Here is a 21223-nt window from a genome sequence, read left to right as displayed (position 1 = left end):
TAAAATGAAAAGATATTCATTAATCATATTCCTGTTCGCCATTATCTTCGCTTCAGGATGTAAAAAAGACTTTTTAAACAGTCAGCCCCTGGACAGATTCAGTGACGAAGATGTATATAAAGATTCTACTTTAACCGGATTATTTCTCAATAACCTTTATGCTGGTATTCCGACCGAATTCGCCGGAAGTATGCGGGATGCCTTTAGTGACCAGCTATACTCCAGCGGGAACGTGAGTATATATCAGAATACTTTTGCTGCTTCAACCGCACCTTTTGGTATTACAGGCGCCTATAATACAGCATACATCAACATCAGACGTTGCAATATTCTGATTGCTAATATAGACCGCGTACCCGCAAGTGCTAAATTTAAAAACCAGACAAGAGATGAAGCCCGATTTTTACGTGCATTAAACTACTCCTACCTGATCAACTATTTTGGAGCCGTACCATTAATTACCAAAGCACAGGATCTTGACGAGAATTTAAACGTTCCCCGTAATTCGTATGAAGAAATTGCAAATTTTATCGTTGCAGAGATGGACGATATCAACAAGGGACAATTCCTTGCTTATAAATATGCTGGAGCCAACATTGGCAGGATAACTATTGGTGCGGCTCTTGCGCTAAAAAGTCGTGTCTTACTATATGCTGCCAGCTATAACAACAACTGGCAGGCCGCTTACAATGCGGCAAAAGATGTGATCGACATCACTGCGAAAGCCGGCTATGGTTTGTATCCAAACTACGAAGCCATGTTTTATGAAGCTAACGATAATAATGTGGAGGTGATTTTAGATCACCAGTATAAATCAAATTTCCAGGCTTACCACGTACATCATTACAATTTGCCATGGGGGATTGTTCCTCCGGGACCAAGTGCGCTGAACCAGCCAACTCAAAACATTGTTAATGAGTACGAAATGAGTAATGGTAAAATGATTGGAGAATCGGGATCCGGTTACGATCTGAACAAACCTTATGAGAATCGGGATCCAAGATTTTACGCAAGTATACTTTACGACGGATCTACCTGGCTTGGCAAAACGCTGAATTTCCTGCCAGGATCTAACTACAATCCTTCTTCTGCTCCTTTGGCCACGGGTTACGCATTAAAAAAAATGCAGGACCCAGCATTCGATCCAATGGTAACTACGAAAAGTTATGGTGGTGGTCAGAACTATATCCTAATCCGCTATGCTGAAATCCTGTTAAATTTCGCCGAGGCGGCTTATAGAATCGGTCAGACAGAAGATGCCAGGATTTACGTTAATAAAGTGCGGAAGAGGCCTAGTGTAAATATGCCGGATATCCTACCGGGAGAAATTACGCTGGAAAAAATCATGCATGAGCGTAATATTGAGCTTGCATTTGAGGGCACCCGCTTGTGGGACATTCGTCGCTGGAAAATGGGACCACAATTACTTGGAACACCTATAAAAGGAATAACAATTACACAAAGCGGCACCAACCCGCGCCAGTATACGGAGAAAACAGTACTCCAAAGAACCTTTACGGACAGGCTATACCTTTTTCCTATTTATCAGGCCGAAGTAGAAAAGAATCCAGCATTGTTACCTAATAACCCGGGTTGGTAATTAAAACCCGGATTAACTTATTATTCATAAAAAACTGAAATGAAAAAAATCATAAAATATATCAGCAACTCACTTCTTGCTACTACACTTTTACTTACTTCTTCAAACTTAACACTGGCCCAGAAGTACAACGGCTATACCATTAAAGGAACCATTACCGACCTTCAGAACGGAATGGTTTATCTTGAAAAAGCCGATGGAGAGAACGTTCGGAGGGATTCATCAAAAATTGTAAACTATAAATTTGAGTTTAAGGGCAAAGCTGATGACCTGGCCTTCTACAGCCTTTACCTTAGCGATAAGAAAAAAGGCACCCAGTTCTTATTGGAGAATAAAGAGCTGACTTTCACCGGCCAAAAGGATTCATTATTTAAAGCTAAAATTACTGGGGGGCCTATATACGCTACTTATCTCAGTTTTTACAATGTAGACTGGAAACCTGTTACTGCTAAGGCCGGAGAGATTTATAAAAGGATGGACGTAGCTGAAAAAGATGGGACTATGAAGCAAAACCCTTCAATCAGAAAAGGATTTGATGAGGAGTTTAAAGCACTTGGTTTAATGAACGACAGCATCATCAATGCTTATGTAAAGAGAAATTCCAATTCCATTGCCTCGGCAATGGTAATTCTGGATAGGTTTATCAACTACCCATATTATGATAATGCCAGAGCATTAATGCCATTATTGAGTAAAGAAGTCCAGCAATCTGCTTATGGAAAACAAATCTATGCGGCACTGTCTCTTGACGAAAAAACGGCTATCGGTAAAGCCGCACCTGTATTTTCAATGGCTGATACGTTGGGCAAAATGGTAAGTCTGGCCAACTTTAAAGGGAAGTATGTACTTATTGATTTCTGGGCAAGCTGGTGTGGCCCATGTCGTAAAGAGAATCCAAATGTAGTTGCCGCTTATAAAAAATATCATGATAAAGGTTTTGAAATACTTGGGGTTTCACTTGACAGTACTAAAGAGCCATGGTTAAAAGCTATTGCAGCAGATGGGTTAACATGGAACCATGTATCAGATTTGAAAGGTTGGAAAAATACTGCTGCCGCCACATATGGTGTAAAATCAGTACCCGCAAGTTTTCTTATCGGACCTGATGGAAAAGTTATCGGCAAAGATTTGAGAGGAGAAGCGCTCCATGCGAAACTAGCAAGCCTGTTCACTGAAAAATAAGAAGTTTTTTATGTTAAAAAGTACAATTCGGCACAATCATTGCGATGCATCGCCCAGTACAAAAAACATAAATTAACAATTTAATGATTATGAAAAAATTAATTTTTACTCTTATTGCCGTTGCCGGACTTTTCACCATGAATCTATCTGATGCGAATGCTCAGGATTACAATAATGCAATCGGTGGTCGCTTTGGTTCTGCCAATGGTGTGAGTTTCAAAACTGCTCTAAATAAAGGAGCTATGCTTGAATTAATCGGTAACTTCAGAAGCCATCACGGTGCTACTTACGCTAACTTAACTGGTTTATATGAAGTTTACAAACCAATCAGCGGCGCACAAGGATTAAACTGGTACTACGGTGCTGGTGCTACTATCGGTTCTTACAAAGTAAAAGGATATGATGGTGATGTTTATTTATCAGCTAATGGTGTTTTAGGTTTGGATTACAAATTTAAAGATGCACCTATCAACTTATCTATTGACTGGGTTCCTGCATTACAATTAACTCCTGACACTGGTTTCTGGGGTGGTGATATAGGTTTAGGTGTGCGTTTCGCATTCTAAAAAAACAACATTAAAAGAAATAGAAAACCGTCTCATATTAATTTATGAACGGTTTTTTTTATTAAACCAATAAAGGGCGGCAAGTTTAAAACTTACCGCCCTTTATTGGTTTATAACATTCTTTGCTTCTTCATGCAGTATTTTACTACTTCGGTCTGCGCAATGAACTAAGTGTTCTGCTTCTTGTTTACCCGTAAAAATTACCTTCTCTGAAAGAGCCTCAGCGTTCTTCGAATAAAGCATTTTACTATTTCAGTCTGCACGATGAACTAAGTGTTCTGCTTCTTGCTTACCCGTAAAAATTACCTTCTCTGAAAGAGCCTCAGCGTTCTTCGAATAAAGCATTTTACTATTTCAGTCTGCACGATGAACTAAGTGTTCTGCTTCTTGCTTACCCGTAAAAATTACCTTCTCTGAAAGAGCCTCAGCGTTCTTCGCTTCTTCAGCGAATAATGCAGCTCTTGAAGAGAACGGTTATTTTTACCTTACATCCAGGCCTGACGCACCTTTTTCTGCAACTCCGTCGCGTTCTCGTCAATCTCTCCTACCAGCTTTATTCCCGGGTAATTGTTAAGCGTAACTTTAAAGTCTCTCAACACACCATCTCTTGCAACTTTAATCACCACAACATCACCAACCTTTTTACCGGTAATAGCTGGCATACGCTCAACAGCAGCCTCGATAGGCGTACCATCGATACTGATCAACTCATCATTCACACTTAAGCCATCAACCCAAGCAGAGGTGTTGCGCATAATTGCTGTGATAAACATTCTACCTTCTGTTTTTTTAGATGTTACACCTAAATAAGGCGTGCTTTTGCCTTCTTGTTCATTGGTTACTTTTATACCTGCATAACCAAAATATTTAGCGAATTCAGGCAAGTGTGTACCATTTACATATTTTGCATAGAAATCCGTGAAGTCCTGTCCGCTGATCTTTTCAACCATAGCTTTAAATTCAGCTTCAGTGAAACCTCTTTTTTGCGCTTTATTTTGCAGGTACATCGCCTTCATTACATCATCCAAACTCTTAGCACCCTTTGTTGCCTGTGCAATTGCAATATCCATTAAGATACCTACAACCTCACCTTTAGCGTAATAAGAAACGGTAGTATTGTTAGAGTTCTCATTTGGTCTGTACAACTTAATCCATGCATCATAACTTGCTTCTGTCACAGATTGTACCTGTGCACCCGGGATGTTAGATACGTTGCTCACTGCGGTAACCAACTGATCAACAAATTCTTTTTCAGTTAGAAAACCTGCACGTAGCATCAGTTTATTCTCGTAATAAGCAGTAAAGCCTTCGGCAATCCAAAGACTAGGCGTATAGTTTTCGTTTTCGTAATCAAATGGGCCTAAAGCTATCGGGCGCATTCTTTTTACGTTCCACAGGTGATAATACTCATGAGCAACAAGATCTAAGAAACCCTTATAACCTTCTTTAGTATTATAGTCATTGCGACTAGCACCTAATACAGTAGAGTTTAAATGCTCTAAGCCACCACTCCCCTTAGAGAAGTTGTGTACAATAAATGTATAATGCTTATTTGGGTTTTCGCCATAAATCGCAGTGCCTTGCTCTACAATTTTAGCCATATCAACCTTTAATTTCTCTTTATCATAATTACCACCACCATACATGGCCACTTCGTGTTTCACACCTGAGGCTGTAAATTCAAATACATCCTGGTTACCTACTTCAATAGGGCTATCGAACAGCATATCAAAATCAGCGGCAGTATAAGTGAACTGCTTACCTGCAACAGGCTCCAATCCGGTTGATACTTTAGTCCAGCCTTTATAAGGATTAATTTTCACTGTACTGGCTTGCTTTAACATTCCATCAGGATACATGAAAATGCCTGTGCTAGACAGAAACGCGTGAGTATCATCGATAAATGAAGTACGCACAGATACTTCAAAAGCATATACTCTATATTTGATTTTAACGCTATTGGCTTTTCCAGAATGAACTCTCCAGGCATTTTTTCTTACTTTTTCGTGCTTAAGCGTTTTGCCATTGGCCGTAGCTCCAAATCCTTCAACACTTTTTGAAAACTCACGTACCAGGTAAGAACCTGGTGCCCATACCGGCATCTTTACATCTATATAATCTTTCACTAAACCGGAAATAGTCATCTCTACTTCGGCATAGTGTGCTTGTGGTTCTATAAAACTTACTTCGAACCCTATTTTCACTTGTGATTTGGCCGTCATACCTACTGATAGTAATATTACTAATGCTAATAATGATTTTTTCATTGGGATATATTTGTGTCTTTAAATGGTGATGAAGCTATCATGATTTTATAGTCTTCACCATAACAGCTATTTACCAAACAGTATCAATTGTCTGCTAAATTGTGCCAAACTTAGAGAAAACTGCGCAAAAAGGCGATCGTCATCATGATTTTATTTAAAAACAACCTAGCTGTAACATACTTAATACAACCTACTATCGTCAATTTAAATATTTTTGTATGTTAGCCTCTCAAAGACGCTCCTATAGCGCAGCAACACACCAAGCATGAATATGCAATCGGGCAAACCCGCATTGCAGGTAAAACAAGAACCACAAATGAAAATAAAGTACATTATTTACGTCCTTATAGTTTTAGGAATAGCTTATTTAATTTATTACAGAATCGCTGCTAATAAAAAAATTGCACAAGATGGAGCGGGCATGAGCAAGGGCAAAGCTGGCTCTGGAAAAGGATTACAGGTAGAAGGCGTTGTAGTAACTGCAAGTGATTTCACCAACGACCTGGAAGTAACAGGAACATTAGAAGCAAATGAATCTGTTGAACTACGGAGTGAGGTATCAGGACTGGTAACCAGTATTAATTTTAAAGAAGGTGCTAGTGTTAGTAAAGGTAGTTTGCTGGTAAAAATCAACGACCGCGACATACAGGCCCAACTACAAGAGGCGCTAACTAAACAACGCCTCTCAGCTACCAACGAAAATCGTTCGAAACAGTTGTTAGAAAAAGGGGCGATCAGTCAGGAAGAATACGACACTTCGCTAGCCGACCTGCAATCGCTAAAAGCACAAACTCAACTGATCCGGGCACAATTGGCAAAAACTGCCATATACGCTCCCTTTTCAGGAAAAATAGGCTTGCGTTCCATATCAGTAGGCGGTTACATCACCCCCACTACGCTTATTGCAAACCTATCAAGCATCAACCCTTTAAAGATCAGCTTCTCAGTTCCGGAAAAATATATTGGACAGATTAAACATGATTCTGAAATCACTTTTACCACAGATGGTTTTAATAAAAAGTTCACAGGCAGAGTTTTCGCAATAGAGCCGGGTATCAATACACAAACCAGAACTTTACAAATCAAAGCTTTAGTACCCAATACCAATAATGAATTACTACCAGGTTCTTTCGCTAAAATAAAGCTGGCTTTAAGTACGGTAAAAGATGCACTAATTATTCCTAATCAAGCCATCATCCCGGTATTAAATGGGAAAACCGTTTACATCAGTAAGGATGGCAAAGCACAGCAGGTAAAAGTTGAAGCAGGCACCCGTACTGCTGAACACATTGTAATTACTTCAGGTTTAAGTGTCGGCGACACGGTACTGACTACAGGAGCTATGGCTTTAAAGCCTGATGCACCGGTTAAAGTTACAGTGGTTAATCACAAATCGAAGATATGAGTATTTCAACCACCAGTATAAAGCGGCCGGTACTGGCCATCGTAATGAATCTGATGATCCTATTGTTTGGGGTGATCGGTTACAATTTCCTGGGTATAAGGGAATACCCCAACATCGATCCGACGGTAATTAACGTTCGGACATCTTATCCAGGAGCAAACTCCGACATTATTGAATCTCAAATTACTGAACCGCTCGAGAAATCCATTAATGGGATTGATGGGATCAGGAACATTTCCTCTTCAAGTAATCAGGGAAGCAGTAACATTACTATAGAATTTAACCTGAATAAAGATATTGACGACGCAGCTAATGACGTGCGCGACAAGGTTTCGGAAGCCGCAAGGAGATTACCTAAAGACATTGATGGTAACCCCGTGGTAAGTAAGGCTGATGCGAACTCAGACGCAGTAATTACCATGACCATACAGAGCGACAAACGCAATGTAATGGAACTAAGTGATTATGCCGAGAATGTGATTGCTGATAGGCTACAAACCATTACCGGAATTAGTAGTATCCAGATCATGGGGCAAAGAAAATATGCCATGCGTATCAGAATATCTCCGGATAAACTGGCTGCATATGGCTTAACCTCACAGGATATTGTTACTGCGCTGGATAAGGAAAATGTGGAGCTGCCTTCCGGAAAAATTACAGGAGCAAACACAGAGTTGATTGTTAAAACACTTGGAAAGCTAACCGACGTAGAACAGTTTAATAACCTGATCCTGAAAAATGATACCGACAATGTAGTGCGGTTAAAGGATGTGGGTTTTGTTGAACTGGGTTCTGAAAATGAGGAAACCGTCTTGAGAGAATCTGGTAAACCGATGGTTGCCGTGGGCCTTATTCCGCAGCCGGGAGCCAACTATCTCGACATATCGAAGGAGTTTGACAAACGCTTTGTACAATTGCAAAAGGACGTTCCGCAAGACATTAAACTCAATATATCGTTAGATACCACCAAGTTCATCAAGGCCTCCGTAACCGAGGTTGCTGAGACCATTATCCTATCCCTGATCCTGGTAATCCTGATTATTTACTTGTTTTTCAGAGATTGGGCCATTGCCATCAGACCATTGATAGATATTCCCGTATCGCTGGTATTTACATTTTTCATCATGTATATTTTTGGTTTCTCCATTAATGTGCTATCTCTACTAGCCATCGTATTAGCAACCGGCCTGGTAGTGGATGATGGAATTGTGGTAACGGAAAACATCTTTAAGAAAGTTGAGGAGGGTTATTCGCCTTTCGAGGCTGCCATAAAAGGCTCAAACGAGATCTTCTTTGCGGTAATTTCCATTTCTGTTACGCTCGCTGCGGTGTTTTTACCTGTTATATTTTTACAGGGCTTTGTGGGCCGGCTGTTTAGGGAGTTTGGGGTGGTAATCGGGGCCGCGGTATTGATATCGGCCTTTGTATCCCTTACTTTAACGCCAATGTTGAATGCCTACCTGATGAAAAAAACAGGGCACAAAAAAACAAAATTCTACGAAATGACAGAACCGTTTTTTGTGAAACTGAATGAAGGCTATGCAGAAAATTTGAATAAGTTTCTGAACAGAAAGTGGTTGGCCATTCCGATCATTGCGGTTTGCGTTGGATTAATTGTATTGTTCTGGAATATATTGCCTAAAGAGACCGCTCCATATGATGACCGTAGTGCCATCAATATGAACCTGACCACTCCTGAGGGATCATCGTTTACCTATACCGACGGTTTTATGATGAAGGTACAACAGATGATTAATGATTCTGTACCTGAAAAAAAGGTAAACATTACGATTACAGCACCAGGCTTTGGTGGTTCCGGATCTACCAACAGTGGGTTTGTAAGGATGGGATTAACTGATCCGGGCGACAGAGATAAAACACAAGCGGAAATTGCAGCAAATCTGACCAGGATTACCCGAAAATATTCGGAAGGAAAAGTTACCGTTACCCAACAGCCTACCATTTCTGTGGGTCGACGCGGAGGATTACCGGTAAACTATATCATCCAGGCACAGAACTTCGAAAAGCTAAGAGAGAAGATTCCATTGTTCATGGACGAGGTTTCGAAAGATCCAACATTCACCACATCGGATGTGAACCTGAAGTTCAACAAGCCTGAAATCGACTTAACCATTGACAGGGATAAAGCTAAGAACCTTGGCGTGTCTGTTTCGGATATCGGTACAGCGTTACAATTGGGATTAAGCGGTCAGCGTTTTTCTTATTTCTTTATGAATGGAAAACAGTACCAGGTAATCGGACAATTTGAGGTGGGCGACAGAAAGGATCCTTTAGATCTGAGTTCCGTATACGTTCGGAATGACAAAAATGAGCTCATACAGCTGGACAATCTGGTAACGGCAAAGGAAGAAAGCAGTCCGCCACAATTATACAGAAACAACCGTTTTACCGCCGCTACAGTTTCGGCTGGATTGGCTCCTGGTAAAAGTATCGGGGAAGGCATAGAAGCGATGGACAGGATCTCAGAAAAAATATTAGACGAGTCGTTCTCTACCGACCTTGGAGGGGAATCCAGAGATTTTAAAGAGAGTTCATCGAACACCCTTTTTGCTTTTGGCCTGGCCTTATTGCTGGTTTATTTAATCCTCTCTGCTCAGTTTGAGAGTTTCATCGATCCGATTATCATTATTTTAACAGTACCAATGGCCGTTGCAGGGGCATTTTTATCCCTATGGTTATTTGGACAAAGCTGGAATATCTTTAGTCAGATTGGTACGATCATGCTGATCGGTCTGGTAACGAAGAATGGTATTTTGATTGTAGAGTTTGCCAACCAGCTAAAAGAAAAAGGGAAAAGTGTGCATGACGCCATCAGGGAAGCTTCGGTTTCGAGGTTAAGGCCTATCCTGATGACGAGTCTGGCCATTGCCATTGGTGCCTTGCCTATTGCTTTAGCCTTGGGGGCAGCAGCAAAAAGTCGCATGGGTATGGGTATTGTAATTGTGGGCGGAACAACATTTGCGTTGATATTAACCTTATTTGTTATCCCTGCAATTTACTCTTACTGGTCGAAAGAGCATAAAGCGAATACAGAATTAGAAGAATCATTAAAAGCTGCTTTGGAACATGAAAATGCTTAATTATATGCTAAACAAACGCGGTACTGTTGTATTTAGCTTTATGGCAGTTTTAGCAATGTCTACTCAACCGGCCATTGCACAACAGAACCTTGGGTTGGAAGCAGCCATTAGTGTTGCGTTAAAAAACAACTACGACATTAAACTCGTAAACAACGATATACAGATTGCCAAAAACAACGTAAACCCCGGCAATGCCGGAATGCTACCCCGATTGGATGGCAGCTTTAGTGATGGTGGCAGCAGACAGAACATTACCCGTACACAGAGTAATGGAAATCAGCAAACCCTGGATGGGGTAAGAAATACCAGTATGAATTATGGTGCAGCACTGGGCTGGACCATATTCGACGGTTTACAGATGTTCACCAATTATGAGCGGCTTAAAGAGCTTCAAAAACTTGGTGAAGTAAATGCCAAGGCCACCATATTAACTACAGTAAGCAATGTGATTAATGCCTATTATACCGTTCTGAAAGAACAGCAACTGGTAACGGCCAGGGACAGTGCATTGGACATCTCGCAAATGCGGTTAAGAATTGCCAACAATAAACTGACCATCGGCAGGGGCTCTAAACTGGATGTACTTGCGGCTAAAGTAGATTACAACACCGATACTTCTGCTTATTTACAGGAGATCAACCTGCTTAAAACGGCCAAGACTGCTTTAAATCAGGTAATGGCCAGAGATTTAAATATCGACTTTAAAGTTGATGAGCGGATTAACATCGATGCGACATTGGATTATACCACTTTAGCCGGACAGATGACCCAACTGAATCCTGATCTGCAAAATGCTTTCATCAATAAAAAAATAGCAGAACTTAATTTAAAACAGGTTAAGGGGCAACGCTACCCTGTTGTTGCTGTAAACAGCGGCTATGAGTTTCAGAAGAGTGCCAGTCCCACTGGCTTTAACACGCAGACCCGCTCGAATGGTTTTACCTATGGCCTTACTGCCAGCTTAAATATCTTTAACGGATTTTTACAGCGCCAGAATGAGCGAAATGCTAAAATAGGAATCAACTCATCGGAACTTTCCTTTGAAAAGACCAAACAGGACATCAATGCGCAGTTAATTTCGACCTATCAAAACTACCGCACCAATCTTGATCTGCTGAAAATAGAGAAGAGCAATGTGGATATTGCAAGACAGAATCTGGACATTACTTTAGAAAAATACAGGTTGGGCAGTATCTCTCCATTAGAGCTTAGAGAGGCTCAAAAAAACTCGATCGACGCCATAACCCGCTATCTTGATGCACAATACCAGGCAAAACTTACAGAAATCAGCCTAAAAGAAATCAGTGGTACTTTAAATATTCAATAAGATTACTATTTTTAGCAAATGATTTTAGTAGCAGATAGTGGTTCGACAAAAACCGATTGGATGGGTTACAGCCCAAATGAACAAATCAGCTTTAGCACGCAGGGTATAAATCCTTATTTCCTTAATGCGCACGACATATTTAAGCTATTTTCCAAGAAGAAGGAAATTGTTCAATATGCAAGTCAGGTTAAAGAGGTTTATTTTTTTGGTGCGGGCTGCTCATCTCCGGATAAGATAGAAGTTGTATCTAACGGTATTTCTTCTTTTTTCACCAATGCCTATGTTGCGGTAGACCATGACTTAATGGGTTCTGCTTATGCTACTTGTGGCGATAAACCTGGACTTACCTGTATTTTAGGTACAGGCTCGAACATATCCTATTATGACGGCAAAGTGCTGCATCATGGTACGCATGGTTTGGGTTATGTTTTAGGTGATGAAGGTTCGGGCACCTGGTTTGGCCGTAAACTGATTACCGCATTCCTGTACAATCAAATGCCAGGCGACCTGAGTTTTGAATTTGGAGAGGAGTATCAGATAGATAAAGAAACCGTAATTACAAATGTCTATCAGAAGCCTGGTCCGAATACATACCTAGCTTCTATCAGCCGTTTCATGGTAAAACATAAGGAACATCCTTTTATCATAAATATGCTACGCGAAGGCTTCCAGGAATTCGTTACCAGCAACATTAAAGATTATAGCGATTATAAAAGTCTAGATTGCCATTTTGTGGGTTCTGTTGCCTTTTATTATCAGGATATTTTGAGAGAAGTATGCCTGAATAACCAAGTAAAAGTGGGACAAATACTCCAGAAACCTATTCAGGGAATTTACAATTACATATTAAGAAAAGAAGGTATTAAGGTTTAAGAAGGGAAAGCTGTTGCCCCTTTACAGGCAGCAGCTTAATCTTTCGCCAGACATATATCCGTTTGGCAATTCCTTTTATCCATTTCCTTTCGCACCAATGTGCCGATCCTTTCCAGTTTCACTTTGTCTTGTGGTGTAAATACTCTAGACTTTTCATCAGCGATACAAATCATTCCGATATCAAAACCTTCTTCATTAGTGATGGGTATTGACGCAAAGAATTTCATTCCCATTTCACCGGCAATCATGGCATTTGAAATTAAAATCGGCGTCGTTGAAAGCGCTTCCAGCAAACGCTGATTTTCTTTTATAATAGCCACAGAACAAACGTTCCTGGTCAGATCATGATCCTGATCAACAAAATTGATTAAGGCTATTGAGGTATTAAAAACTGTTGCCGTAAGTACTGCAAGTTCATCAAAAGCTCTTACCGGCTTAGTATTTAAAATCCGATACCCTTTTATAATATACAAGTTGGATTTCCCATCCAACGCAATGCTTCTTCTTATTTTATTCTCCACGCTTTCCCTTTATAGATGCGTAAGGGTAAGTCAATTACCATACCCCGGTTATGAAACGGCCCGGATCAAAGTTTATTGTTTCAGACAAAGATTAGTAGAAAGACCCAAAATGTTTGTTTATGGTATATGGCGGCCAATTTCAGGACGCTCATATTATTGTTCCCTCAAAAAAAAGACCAGGCCACATTGGGGCCTACTATCCTCACCCCCCATTTGGAGGGTAAAAATTTACTCAAAATGATGAATAAAACTACGCTTCAGCTGGTTCAAACCCCGAAAATTCCCATTCATTTTTAGTATTCTTCAGGTACCACACTTTGTAACTTTTATTTGGGGGAATGGTAAAATGAAAAGTCAGTTCTTTCTCTTCCGTTGATTTCGGAATAAAGCCGGGCAGTAGGGTATCTGCAATAAGTTTTATCTGAGCTTCGGGATGCATAATTACAATTATTAGTTAAAGATCAATTTAAAATGTTCATTATACACAAAATTTATCTTATTATTGAATACTTAATTTCTATTTGATAAAAATGAAATCATTTTTTAACCTCTCGGTGTTGTTATTCGCGAGCCTATTTGGCTTTAGTCAGGAGCAACCTCGCTCCACACAATACATTTTCAACAACTACTTAATTAACCCCGCGATATCAGGAATAGACAATTATACAGACTTGAAATTAGGCCACCGAAACCAATGGAAAGGTCTTGAAGGGGCACCGGTTACCCAATACATTTCTGTGCATGCTCCAATTGGTGAGGATTTTGTAAGAAGTTCTGTAAATTCTTTTTCAGGTGCCGGATACAACCCATTAAGCCGCAGTTATGTTAATTCCTATACTTCTGCTGAGCCACATCATGGAATTGGGTTTTTCGCGTTGACAGACAAATCTGCAAGAATAAGACAAACCAATGTAAATGCAACCTATGCTTACCATCTTGGTTTGAGTTATGATGTAAATTTATCAGTAGGTATTTCTGCCGGGATATCTTCTACCAGTGTTGATGTGGCCAATGTACTTGTTGATAACAGCGCGGATCCGCTATTATCCGCCGACTACAACAATAAGATCAGACCTGATGTTGGTGGTGGAATATGGCTTTACAGTCCACGATTTTTTATGGGTGCTTCGGCTAAACAGGTATTGGGCTATCGTTCAAAAACGGAAAACAGGCAAAGTAATTTACCTGCGTACCAACATACCGTATTCTACGGAACTGCCGGATATAAGTTTTTTGTAGATGAGGACATCGCCTTTATTCCTTCTACTTTGCTGACTTACTGGTTAAATGCACCGACTACGATTGATGCAAATCTTAAGGTAGCTTATCAGGACAAATTCTGGATTGGTGGCAGTTTAAGAAATAATGATTCCTTTTCTGCACTTGCCGGTTTTAATATAGCTTCATTAATCAATATTAGCTATTCTTACGACGTAACAACATCTGCCTTAAGATCGGTTAATAATGGAACGCACGAGATCGTCCTCGGCATTCTATTGAATAACCGCTATGATGTGAAGTGCTCTACGCGTCAGTTTTAAAAATCTTAATTACTGTTTCTATCTCAACAAGGTGATACTGCCTGCTATCGGATTACAATCTGCTCTTAAGTCTATTCTGTAATAGTATGCCCCAGCTGGAAGGTCTTTACCTCTGAATCGTCCATCGAATGGCTTGTTGTATGCGCCAACAGATTCATAAACCAATTGTCCACTTCTGGTATAAACTTTAATATTGATATCAGCATGATCCGGTAAACCGGTAACCATCCAGTAATCGTTTAACCCATCGCCATTGGGCGTCATCGTATTTTTAATTTCAAGGTTGTCGTTGGTTACTTCAACGTGAACAGGCGTAAACTCACTGTAACAGCTACCTAGTTTTCGGCGCACGAGGTAATCCCCTGTTTTGCTTACTTTGAAAATAAAGCGTCCATTCTTTGTCTCCATAAATGGCAATGCATCATTTTCGGATGTATACATCTGGTAAACACCTTCTTCATAGGCCATCACAGGAAGCATAATTTCGGTAGCATAGCAAACGCGCAGATTATTCACTGTTGGTGTTCCCAGGATAACCACTGGTGCCGAGATGGTAAAGGTCTGGCTAACATCAACACCACAAGAAGTTTGATCCATTACCTCCAGGTAGTACTCCCCTGCCCCGATATCAATCAAATCAAGGGTTGTTCTTACAATATTCCCGGCTTTGTCCTTCCATGCATATTTATACACAGCATCGGCACCTGTGCCACTTAATGGTAAACCACCCGAAATTCTTACCCCTGTAATTGAACCTCTACCTAAGCTACAAACATCATCCATTACAGATCCACTGGTTTTATCAACTACAAGTAATGGGATGCGTTTAATTTCATAAGGTCCTAAAGGATCAGATATACATCCATTAGGATCTGTTATCCTCAAGGTATAAGTTCCATCTGTTAAATTTTCGATCTTTTCTGAAGTCCCGGAAAGGATATCACCCGCAGCATTTTCCCAGTAATACCTACCGGCTAAGGGCTTTTTATTATCAGGATAATTTAAAGTAATTGATCCATTATTCCGATCACATGAGGCATCAATTTTATTTACAATCTGAGCAGTATACTGGGTGATTGGCGTTACACCAATGATATAAGTAACGGCAACAGCTGTACATCCCGTGATGGAATTGCTTGCATTTAAAATATAGGTACCAGGAGCCAGACCGCCGTTAACACCGGTAGTAATATTAAATGCTACACCTGGACTACATGGTCCGCTTTTTACAAGTACACCAGTGGAAGTTGTTAGCCTGTAAGTATCTCCCTGGGTAATGGAGATGTTATTTATAACGCCATTATTACTATTACAGGTTGTACCCTTTGGGGTACCGCCGTTAATGATAACAGAATTGGTAATGGGAATAGTTATACCTGGAAAATTGATTCTGACAGCAGGACAACTGCCCTGATCCTTCACTTCCAACATATAGGTCCCTCCTGGCATATTTGTCAGATCCTTATCCTGTCCAACCAAAGCTCCCTGAACCAATCCTCCTGTTGCAGGATTAATTTCCATAACATACCATTTGTAGGTAACTGTACCAATAAAATCAGTCACAATAATATTTTTAATCGCTCCATTCGTTTCCCCGCAAGCTGCAGGACTTACCTGGCGTTGAGCAATATTGATAATCGGAGATGGAAGTCTTTTAATTTCCTTAACAACTGATTCTATTGAGCAGCCGGCCTGGTCAGTTAATTTAAGTTTGTACGTTCCTTCAGGTAGGGTTGGAGTTTTACTGGTAGAAACAGTCTGACCGGTAATCATATTAATCCATTCGTAGGTAATGACACCTTCTCCTCTATCTACCGTAGCAGAGAAGGGAAAAGTTAGCTGCCCGCAGCTTGGTGTAGGCCAATTCACAATAAGGTTACTTAACTTTTGGTCCTTTATTTCGAACAAAGGTAACCTTTGAACTTCTCTACATCCATCATCAGTAATCAACTCATAGGTACCTACTCCCAGATTTTCAATCTTTTGGGCGTTACTTATAAATTCGCGACCTCCGGTGCTTAAAATCACCTTATTCCACTTAAAAGTTATGCCTTCTCTAGGCTCAGGAACTGAAATAGAGCCATTCCCAATACAGGTCACGTTCTTAAGGACCACCTCATTATCAAGAACTTCAGGTATCGAAAATGGCGATGTGGTAAGATTCAGCAGTGATGCAGTGGCAGTCACCTTGCCAGTTATTGGGCCCGGATAGCTCCACCTACCATCCGCTCCTGCAGTCGCAGTTGCGAAATAGGTCCGACCTTCACACTTTCCCTCACAATTATTCGTATAAAAAAGCTCTACAGCAGAGTTCGCTGTAGCTTTCCCAGAAAGAAAATCAGGTCTGATGACAAGAATCTGAACGTACGGCTGTGAAATATTCTGCGTCTTATTGATGCTGATATTCCTATTACAATACATACTGTTTCGGGTAATGGTAATCGCTCTTGAAGAAACGGATTCAATTCCATTATTGTTGTAAGCTATCCTATTCGCATCAGCGGGAGTATCACCACCAATTTTACCGATCGCCCCCTGTTCAATCTTTATTCCATTACCATTACCAAACAATTCAGTTCCCAAGAGCCCTGTACCAATGGTATTTCCTGCCAGCACAAAGTCTGAATTGGTTATAGAAACCCCAAAATTTCGATTCCCGGAGATGATATTGTTTCGAACATATAGATTCGTGTTTGTCGCATTTACCTTTAGTCCAGAAATTTCTATCGATGAAGCGCTATTAAATAATTGCAAGCCACTAAAATCTGCAGTACCATTATGATTTACTCCGATTTTATTTCCAATCACATTGATGTTAAATCGATTGGAAGTAGAATAATTATTTCTGGTAATATTAACATTAATCTGATTGGCAGCAATTACGTTTCCTTCGTCAGCATTATCCCCTCCAACACTTAAAGAGCAGTCGTATAAATTAGCTGAAATACCATTAACATTCGTTTTGGCAGTACTTCCATCATAGGCAACTCCAATAAAGTTAGCGCGGATATTGATTTCAGTTAATGGGGTGGCCGTACTGTAATAGTAATTATTTTGAATTAAGACCCCATTGATATTTCCACCAATTACATTTCCTTTTCCCGGCGCACCAATTTTTATATTATTAGCTCTTGAATCAATAACTATCCCGGAGCCCTGGTTGGTATTTACAGATTGCAGGTTAGTAATCCGGGCGAAATCCTTAATATATAGTCCATAAATTTCTACATCACTTACCTGTGAATTGGAAACATTAAAATCACCGATGGTTAAACAGTTAAAGTTGACATTTGGATCTTCAGGTTCAATGATCACTTTCGCACCCGAAATCCCTAGTTTAGGCCAATTTTGAGAACTTCCGTCAATAATCACATTTGAAGGAATCGAAGGAAGCTTTGTTTTTAGCCTGATGGTACGATCCCCATCATTAGTTGGTGTACCAGGAAGATCAAAATTAATAATATAGGGTGTAGTTCTTACCGCAGGTATATTGTTTAAAGCTTCTCTTAATGTACCACTACCTGCATCAGCAAGATTGGTTACAACAACCGTTTGAGAAAATCCAGTTAAAAAACTGAAGAGCAAGCACACAAAAATTGCGTATTTAGAGTAGCGCATAGTTAAAAATGAAAAGCCAATTTACAATTTAATGTAATTACAGCATAAACATTTTTAACAATTAACGGAAAATGAGCCAGATAGCAGAAAGCCTGCATAACTTTTAAGAAAAAATTCTCAAAAATATATGCAGGCTTTCAATAGATAATTAATATTTATTTTTTGGTAACCTTAAATTCTGTTCTTCTATTTAATGCTCTTCCTTCAGGATTATCCTTCCCTTTAGCCAGCTCATTCGGAGCAATTGGTTTGGTTTCGCCATACCCCTTATTAGTCATCCTTTTTACAGGAATTCCCTTTTCAACCAGATAGTCAACACAAGATTGAGCTCTTCTGTTCGATAAATCAAGGTTATAAGCATCCACTCCTTTGCTATCTGTATGCGAAATTAACTCAATTTCAATCGTTGGATTATCAACCATAATGGTGTACAAATGGTCGAGTTTTCCTTTTGAATCGGGTGTTAAATCAGCACTATTAAACTCATACAAGATATCTTTAAGGACAATTGCTTTATCTATTTCGTAAGGCAATAAGCACAGATCAGCACTAAACAAGGTATCCCTTTGTGCCATCTGACCATAGCTAAATGACAGCGTCTTACTAAAGTATTTATCCTTATCAGCAGTCAGTTTAAAATAGTGGTTGGAATTTACGTTAAATGTATATTTCCCCATTTCGTCTGTATTCACTTTAAAGTGCTGCACAGAATCAGCCAGGGTAACCACAGCATTTTTTAAAGGTTTTAAAGTATTACAATCCAACAGGATTCCCGTAATAATCAAGGGCATTTTTTTAAGGTGAAAGACCTCCAGACAGCAAGCAGACTCTCGATCAGAACTGATGAAACCTTCAGAATCATCATTCTTAGTTGGCGTAAAATAAAGATCGTCTTTTGAAGAATTGAAGGGATGTCCCATATTCTTCGGTTCCGACCAATCCCCAAACCCGCCATCACTTTCATAAAAGTCAAAGCCCCCCATACCTATTTTCCCATTACTGCTGTACAAAAGTTTTTTTGCTGCAGTATTGTAATATGGCGCCTGCTCATCTTCAATCGTATTGATGGTGTTACCTAAATTTACGGCAGTCCCCAAAGTACCATCCGAATAGATTGGAGAATACCAAAGGTCATACTTACCCAAACCTCCCGGTCTGTCGGATGAAAAAATCAGGAACTTTCCGTCTTTTGTAACAAAGGGCTGCATGGTATTAAAGCCTTTTACATTTACCTGTCCACCTAATTCAATAGGCTCCGACCAACCTGTTGAAGCTCCCGGCATTGCATTTAACTGGTATATCTTTTTGTTACCCTGAGCGGTCCAGCTGGTCAGGTAAGCGATTTTTCCATTAGGATGAAAGGCTGGTGCCGCCGTTTCCTTGCCTTTCCCTTCAATACTGGTTTTGCTAACGGTTGTCTTTAAATCAAGCGGGTCGCCGGATGTCATGTAGATGGCATTTAAATAGGGTGTTTGCTTCTTAACTACTTTTGCATTCGTACCTGTTAAAATCTCTTTTTTACCATCACTACCCAACGGTCTTGAAGAGCTAAAGTATAAATTATTGCCTTTGATTGTCGGGGTATAATTTGAGCCAAAACTATTGGTGTTGATACTATTTTTCAGGTTAGTAACTCTAACCAATCTTGGATAACTCAGTTCATAAAGAGCAAATCGGCAAGAAGCGATTTCCTGTCGGGCCTTCACCGTATAAGCATCATTAAGGTTATATTCCTTCAGGAATTTATTAAACGCAGCGATGGCTTCTTTAAACTTCTGATTAGAGCGCAATGTTTCTCCATACCAGAAATTACTCAAAATATATTTGGGGTTAACAAAATCTTTGGTGACTTCGTACCAGCCCTCTGCAGCTCCAAAATTCTTGTATAACCTTAAAGATTCTGCTAACTGATAGGCGCAATATTCATAGTTCTCCCTTTTTTCTCCACCTTCCTTTATTCTATTTTCGAAACCAAAAGGGACTACAAAACCTGCGCTATCCTTAGGGTTAAATACTGCTTTTTTATAATATTCCGCAGCAGCATAGTATTCCTTATTTTGGAAATATACGTCGGCCATCCTTTTATTGTCGGTTACATATTGTGCCTCCGCTGCAGAAGCGAATAAAAGCAGGATAAAAAGTAGCTTTGTTTTCATCATTATATGATTAATGGGGAATGAATTCATGTTATTTAACTATAATCGTGGACAAAAGAAATTGGGTCCAAGTATTCCTCTTCTACCCGTAAATGATACCGACAGCTCCAGGCCTCCTTTATTTCCGGTAGCGCGGTTCAAGCTTGAAGTATTAAAATCATAGCTCAAGCCAAAAGTCATGTTCTTCAGGTGTAATCCGAAAAAAGCAATCGCTGCATCATCCAGCCGGTAATTGACACCGAAAAGTAAATCAGTATCCAGATTGAGCATGAGCTGACCATAAGCACCCGCAGATATCTCCTCGGCAGTACCTTGCTTCATATATAAGCCATTTGGCGTAACATCAAATGTGTTCGTTACTTTTACACGTGCCCCACCATGTGCTGCGTACCTGATGGGTATACGAACATCATTACCTAAAAATTTATCTACTGGTCTGGTTAAATGTGCAGCCATTGCACCACCAAAAACGTTTACACGCAGATCTGGATTACCATCGATATACATTACACCGAAGTTTACATCGGGAACCAAAGTATTGGATGAAGAGAAGGATTCGCTGCCCCCAAAATTGGGATCATAGCCCATAACAGGATTGTACTGACTGCCCAATGTTACTGATGAGGCATCAAAACTCTTGTTTAAAATACCTGCCTGCAAACCAAAGTTAAGCATGTTTAAACCGATGTTTCCAAAATGGATGCGGTAAGCACCGGAAACGAGTGCGGTTAAGTGATTGTAGTTGACATCACCGGCATTCTGATTGATGACAACTGCCCCAAAGGCGAGGTTTTTAACCGGGGCCACATCGAATGATGCGCCCCCGGTTAGGAATGAGTTGGAGATCGTTCCCCACTGTTGCTTAGCATTTAAGGAGACCCTATATGCTCCATCGGTAACCCCGGTTAAGGCAGGGTTTAACCATAGTGGATGGGCATAGTACTGAGAGAAATGAGGGTCTATTTGCGCGATGCCATTTAAAGCCCCAAAACTTAAAAATGCTCCTATTGCTATTGTTTTTATTAATGTTTTCATGATAGTTCCTTTTTTCATTATTATCGGATAC

General features: G+C 40.1%; 14 protein-coding genes. 8 read left to right on the top strand and 6 right to left on the bottom strand.

Annotated elements, in window-relative coordinates; all coding sequences use genetic code 11:
* The first annotated feature begins 4 nt into the window (after window positions 1-4).
* The 3 genes from B9A18_RS09150 (at window position 5) to B9A18_RS09140 (ending at window position 3348) form a co-directional block, all read left to right on the top strand.
* Window positions 5-1600: a RagB/SusD family nutrient uptake outer membrane protein gene (locus B9A18_RS09150; RefSeq protein ID WP_084288970.1), complete on the top strand. Its 1596-nt coding sequence runs from the start codon at window positions 5-7 to the stop codon at window positions 1598-1600.
* 39 nt (window positions 1601-1639) lie between these two features.
* The gene (locus B9A18_RS09145; RefSeq protein ID WP_084288969.1) at window positions 1640-2782 is read left to right on the top strand and encodes a TlpA disulfide reductase family protein; all 1143 of its coding nucleotides are present in this window, start codon (window positions 1640-1642) and stop codon (window positions 2780-2782) included.
* Between the two features lie 89 nt (window positions 2783-2871).
* A complete protein-coding gene (locus B9A18_RS09140; protein ID WP_235005275.1) occupies window positions 2872-3348 on the top strand; it encodes a hypothetical protein in 477 nt (158 codons plus the stop codon).
* Window positions 3349-3833: 485 nt separating this feature from the next.
* Here the strand turns inward: B9A18_RS09140 and B9A18_RS09135 are convergent, their stop codons facing one another.
* The gene (locus tag B9A18_RS09135) at window positions 3834-5615 is read right to left on the bottom strand and encodes a M61 family metallopeptidase (protein ID WP_235005274.1); all 1782 of its coding nucleotides are present in this window, start codon (window positions 5613-5615) and stop codon (window positions 3834-3836) included.
* A 316-nt stretch (window positions 5616-5931) separates the two neighbouring features.
* On the opposite strand from B9A18_RS09135, the gene B9A18_RS09130 reads away from it, so the two are divergent.
* Genes B9A18_RS09130 through B9A18_RS09115 form a run of 4 tightly spaced genes read left to right on the top strand, consistent with a single transcriptional unit; the run spans window position 5932 to window position 12321 of the window.
* Window positions 5932-7020 (top strand): efflux RND transporter periplasmic adaptor subunit, encoded by a 1089-nt coding sequence (locus B9A18_RS09130; protein ID WP_084289116.1) that lies wholly within the window; start codon window positions 5932-5934, stop codon window positions 7018-7020.
* A complete protein-coding gene (locus B9A18_RS09125) occupies window positions 7017-10121 on the top strand; it encodes an efflux RND transporter permease subunit (protein WP_084288967.1) in 3105 nt (1034 codons plus the stop codon). The genes B9A18_RS09130 and B9A18_RS09125 overlap by 4 nt, the downstream gene beginning before the upstream one ends.
* Before the next feature lie 4 nt (window positions 10122-10125).
* Window positions 10126-11448, top strand: a complete 1323-nt coding sequence (locus B9A18_RS09120) for a TolC family protein (RefSeq protein ID WP_084289115.1) — start codon at window positions 10126-10128, stop codon at window positions 11446-11448.
* A gap of 18 nt (window positions 11449-11466) precedes the next feature.
* On the top strand, window positions 11467-12321 hold the full coding sequence (locus B9A18_RS09115; protein WP_084288966.1) for an N-acetylglucosamine kinase: 855 nt from the start codon (window positions 11467-11469) through the stop codon (window positions 12319-12321).
* Window positions 12322-12356: 35 nt separating this feature from the next.
* On the opposite strand, the gene B9A18_RS09110 is transcribed toward B9A18_RS09115, so the two are convergent.
* Window positions 12357-12842 (bottom strand): GAF domain-containing protein, encoded by a 486-nt coding sequence (locus tag B9A18_RS09110; RefSeq protein WP_084288965.1) that lies wholly within the window; start codon window positions 12840-12842, stop codon window positions 12357-12359.
* 250 nt (window positions 12843-13092) lie between these two features.
* Window positions 13093-13281 carry a hypothetical protein gene (locus tag B9A18_RS09105; RefSeq protein ID WP_084288964.1) on the bottom strand — a complete coding sequence of 63 codons (189 nt, stop codon included), beginning with the start codon at window positions 13279-13281 and terminating at the stop codon, window positions 13093-13095.
* Between the two features lie 91 nt (window positions 13282-13372).
* On the opposite strand from B9A18_RS09105, the gene B9A18_RS09100 reads away from it, so the two are divergent.
* On the top strand, window positions 13373-14383 hold the full coding sequence (locus B9A18_RS09100) for a PorP/SprF family type IX secretion system membrane protein (protein WP_084288963.1): 1011 nt from the start codon (window positions 13373-13375) through the stop codon (window positions 14381-14383).
* A gap of 18 nt (window positions 14384-14401) precedes the next feature.
* Here B9A18_RS09100 and B9A18_RS09095 read toward each other — a convergent pair whose 3' ends face one another.
* From B9A18_RS09095 to B9A18_RS09085, 3 genes are all read right to left on the bottom strand, one after another.
* Window positions 14402-18001 (bottom strand): T9SS type B sorting domain-containing protein, encoded by a 3600-nt coding sequence (locus tag B9A18_RS09095; RefSeq protein ID WP_084288962.1) that lies wholly within the window; start codon window positions 17999-18001, stop codon window positions 14402-14404.
* Between the two features lie 155 nt (window positions 18002-18156).
* Window positions 18157-20160: an OmpA family protein gene (locus B9A18_RS09090; RefSeq protein ID WP_235005273.1), complete on the bottom strand. Its 2004-nt coding sequence runs from the start codon at window positions 20158-20160 to the stop codon at window positions 18157-18159.
* 36 nt (window positions 20161-20196) lie between these two features.
* Complete coding sequence (locus B9A18_RS09085) at window positions 20197-21192, bottom strand: PorP/SprF family type IX secretion system membrane protein (RefSeq protein ID WP_235005272.1); 996 nt, start codon at window positions 21190-21192, stop codon at window positions 20197-20199.
* Window positions 21193-21223: the final 31 nt, after the last annotated feature.

The sequence above is a fragment of the Pedobacter nyackensis genome (assembly GCF_900176505.1).
Taxonomy (GTDB): Bacteria; Bacteroidota; Bacteroidia; order Sphingobacteriales; family Sphingobacteriaceae; genus Pedobacter; species Pedobacter nyackensis.
This window is presented reverse-complemented; position numbering and strand designations above follow the sequence as displayed.

Bases quoted from the DNA above. Each gene is read 5' to 3' on its own strand.
- B9A18_RS09150 (WP_084288970.1), top strand. From the start codon at position 5: ATGAAAAGATATTCATTAATCATATTCCTGTTCGCCATTATCTTCGCT.
- B9A18_RS09145 (WP_084288969.1), top strand. From the start codon at position 1,640: ATGAAAAAAATCATAAAATATATCAGCAACTCACTTCTTGCTACTACA.
- B9A18_RS09140 (WP_235005275.1), top strand. From the start codon at position 2,872: ATGAAAAAATTAATTTTTACTCTTATTGCCGTTGCCGGACTTTTCACC.
- B9A18_RS09135 (WP_235005274.1), bottom strand. From the start codon at position 5,615: ATGAAAAAATCATTATTAGCATTAGTAATATTACTATCAGTAGGTATG.
- B9A18_RS09130 (WP_084289116.1), top strand. From the start codon at position 5,932: ATGAAAATAAAGTACATTATTTACGTCCTTATAGTTTTAGGAATAGCT.
- B9A18_RS09125 (WP_084288967.1), top strand. From the start codon at position 7,017: ATGAGTATTTCAACCACCAGTATAAAGCGGCCGGTACTGGCCATCGTA.
- B9A18_RS09120 (WP_084289115.1), top strand. From the start codon at position 10,126: ATGCTAAACAAACGCGGTACTGTTGTATTTAGCTTTATGGCAGTTTTA.
- B9A18_RS09115 (WP_084288966.1), top strand. From the start codon at position 11,467: ATGATTTTAGTAGCAGATAGTGGTTCGACAAAAACCGATTGGATGGGT.
- B9A18_RS09105 (WP_084288964.1), bottom strand. From the start codon at position 13,281: ATGCATCCCGAAGCTCAGATAAAACTTATTGCAGATACCCTACTGCCC.
- B9A18_RS09100 (WP_084288963.1), top strand. From the start codon at position 13,373: ATGAAATCATTTTTTAACCTCTCGGTGTTGTTATTCGCGAGCCTATTT.
- B9A18_RS09095 (WP_084288962.1), bottom strand. From the start codon at position 18,001: ATGCGCTACTCTAAATACGCAATTTTTGTGTGCTTGCTCTTCAGTTTT.
- B9A18_RS09090 (WP_235005273.1), bottom strand. From the start codon at position 20,160: ATGATGAAAACAAAGCTACTTTTTATCCTGCTTTTATTCGCTTCTGCA.
- B9A18_RS09085 (WP_235005272.1), bottom strand. From the start codon at position 21,192: ATGAAAACATTAATAAAAACAATAGCAATAGGAGCATTTTTAAGTTTT.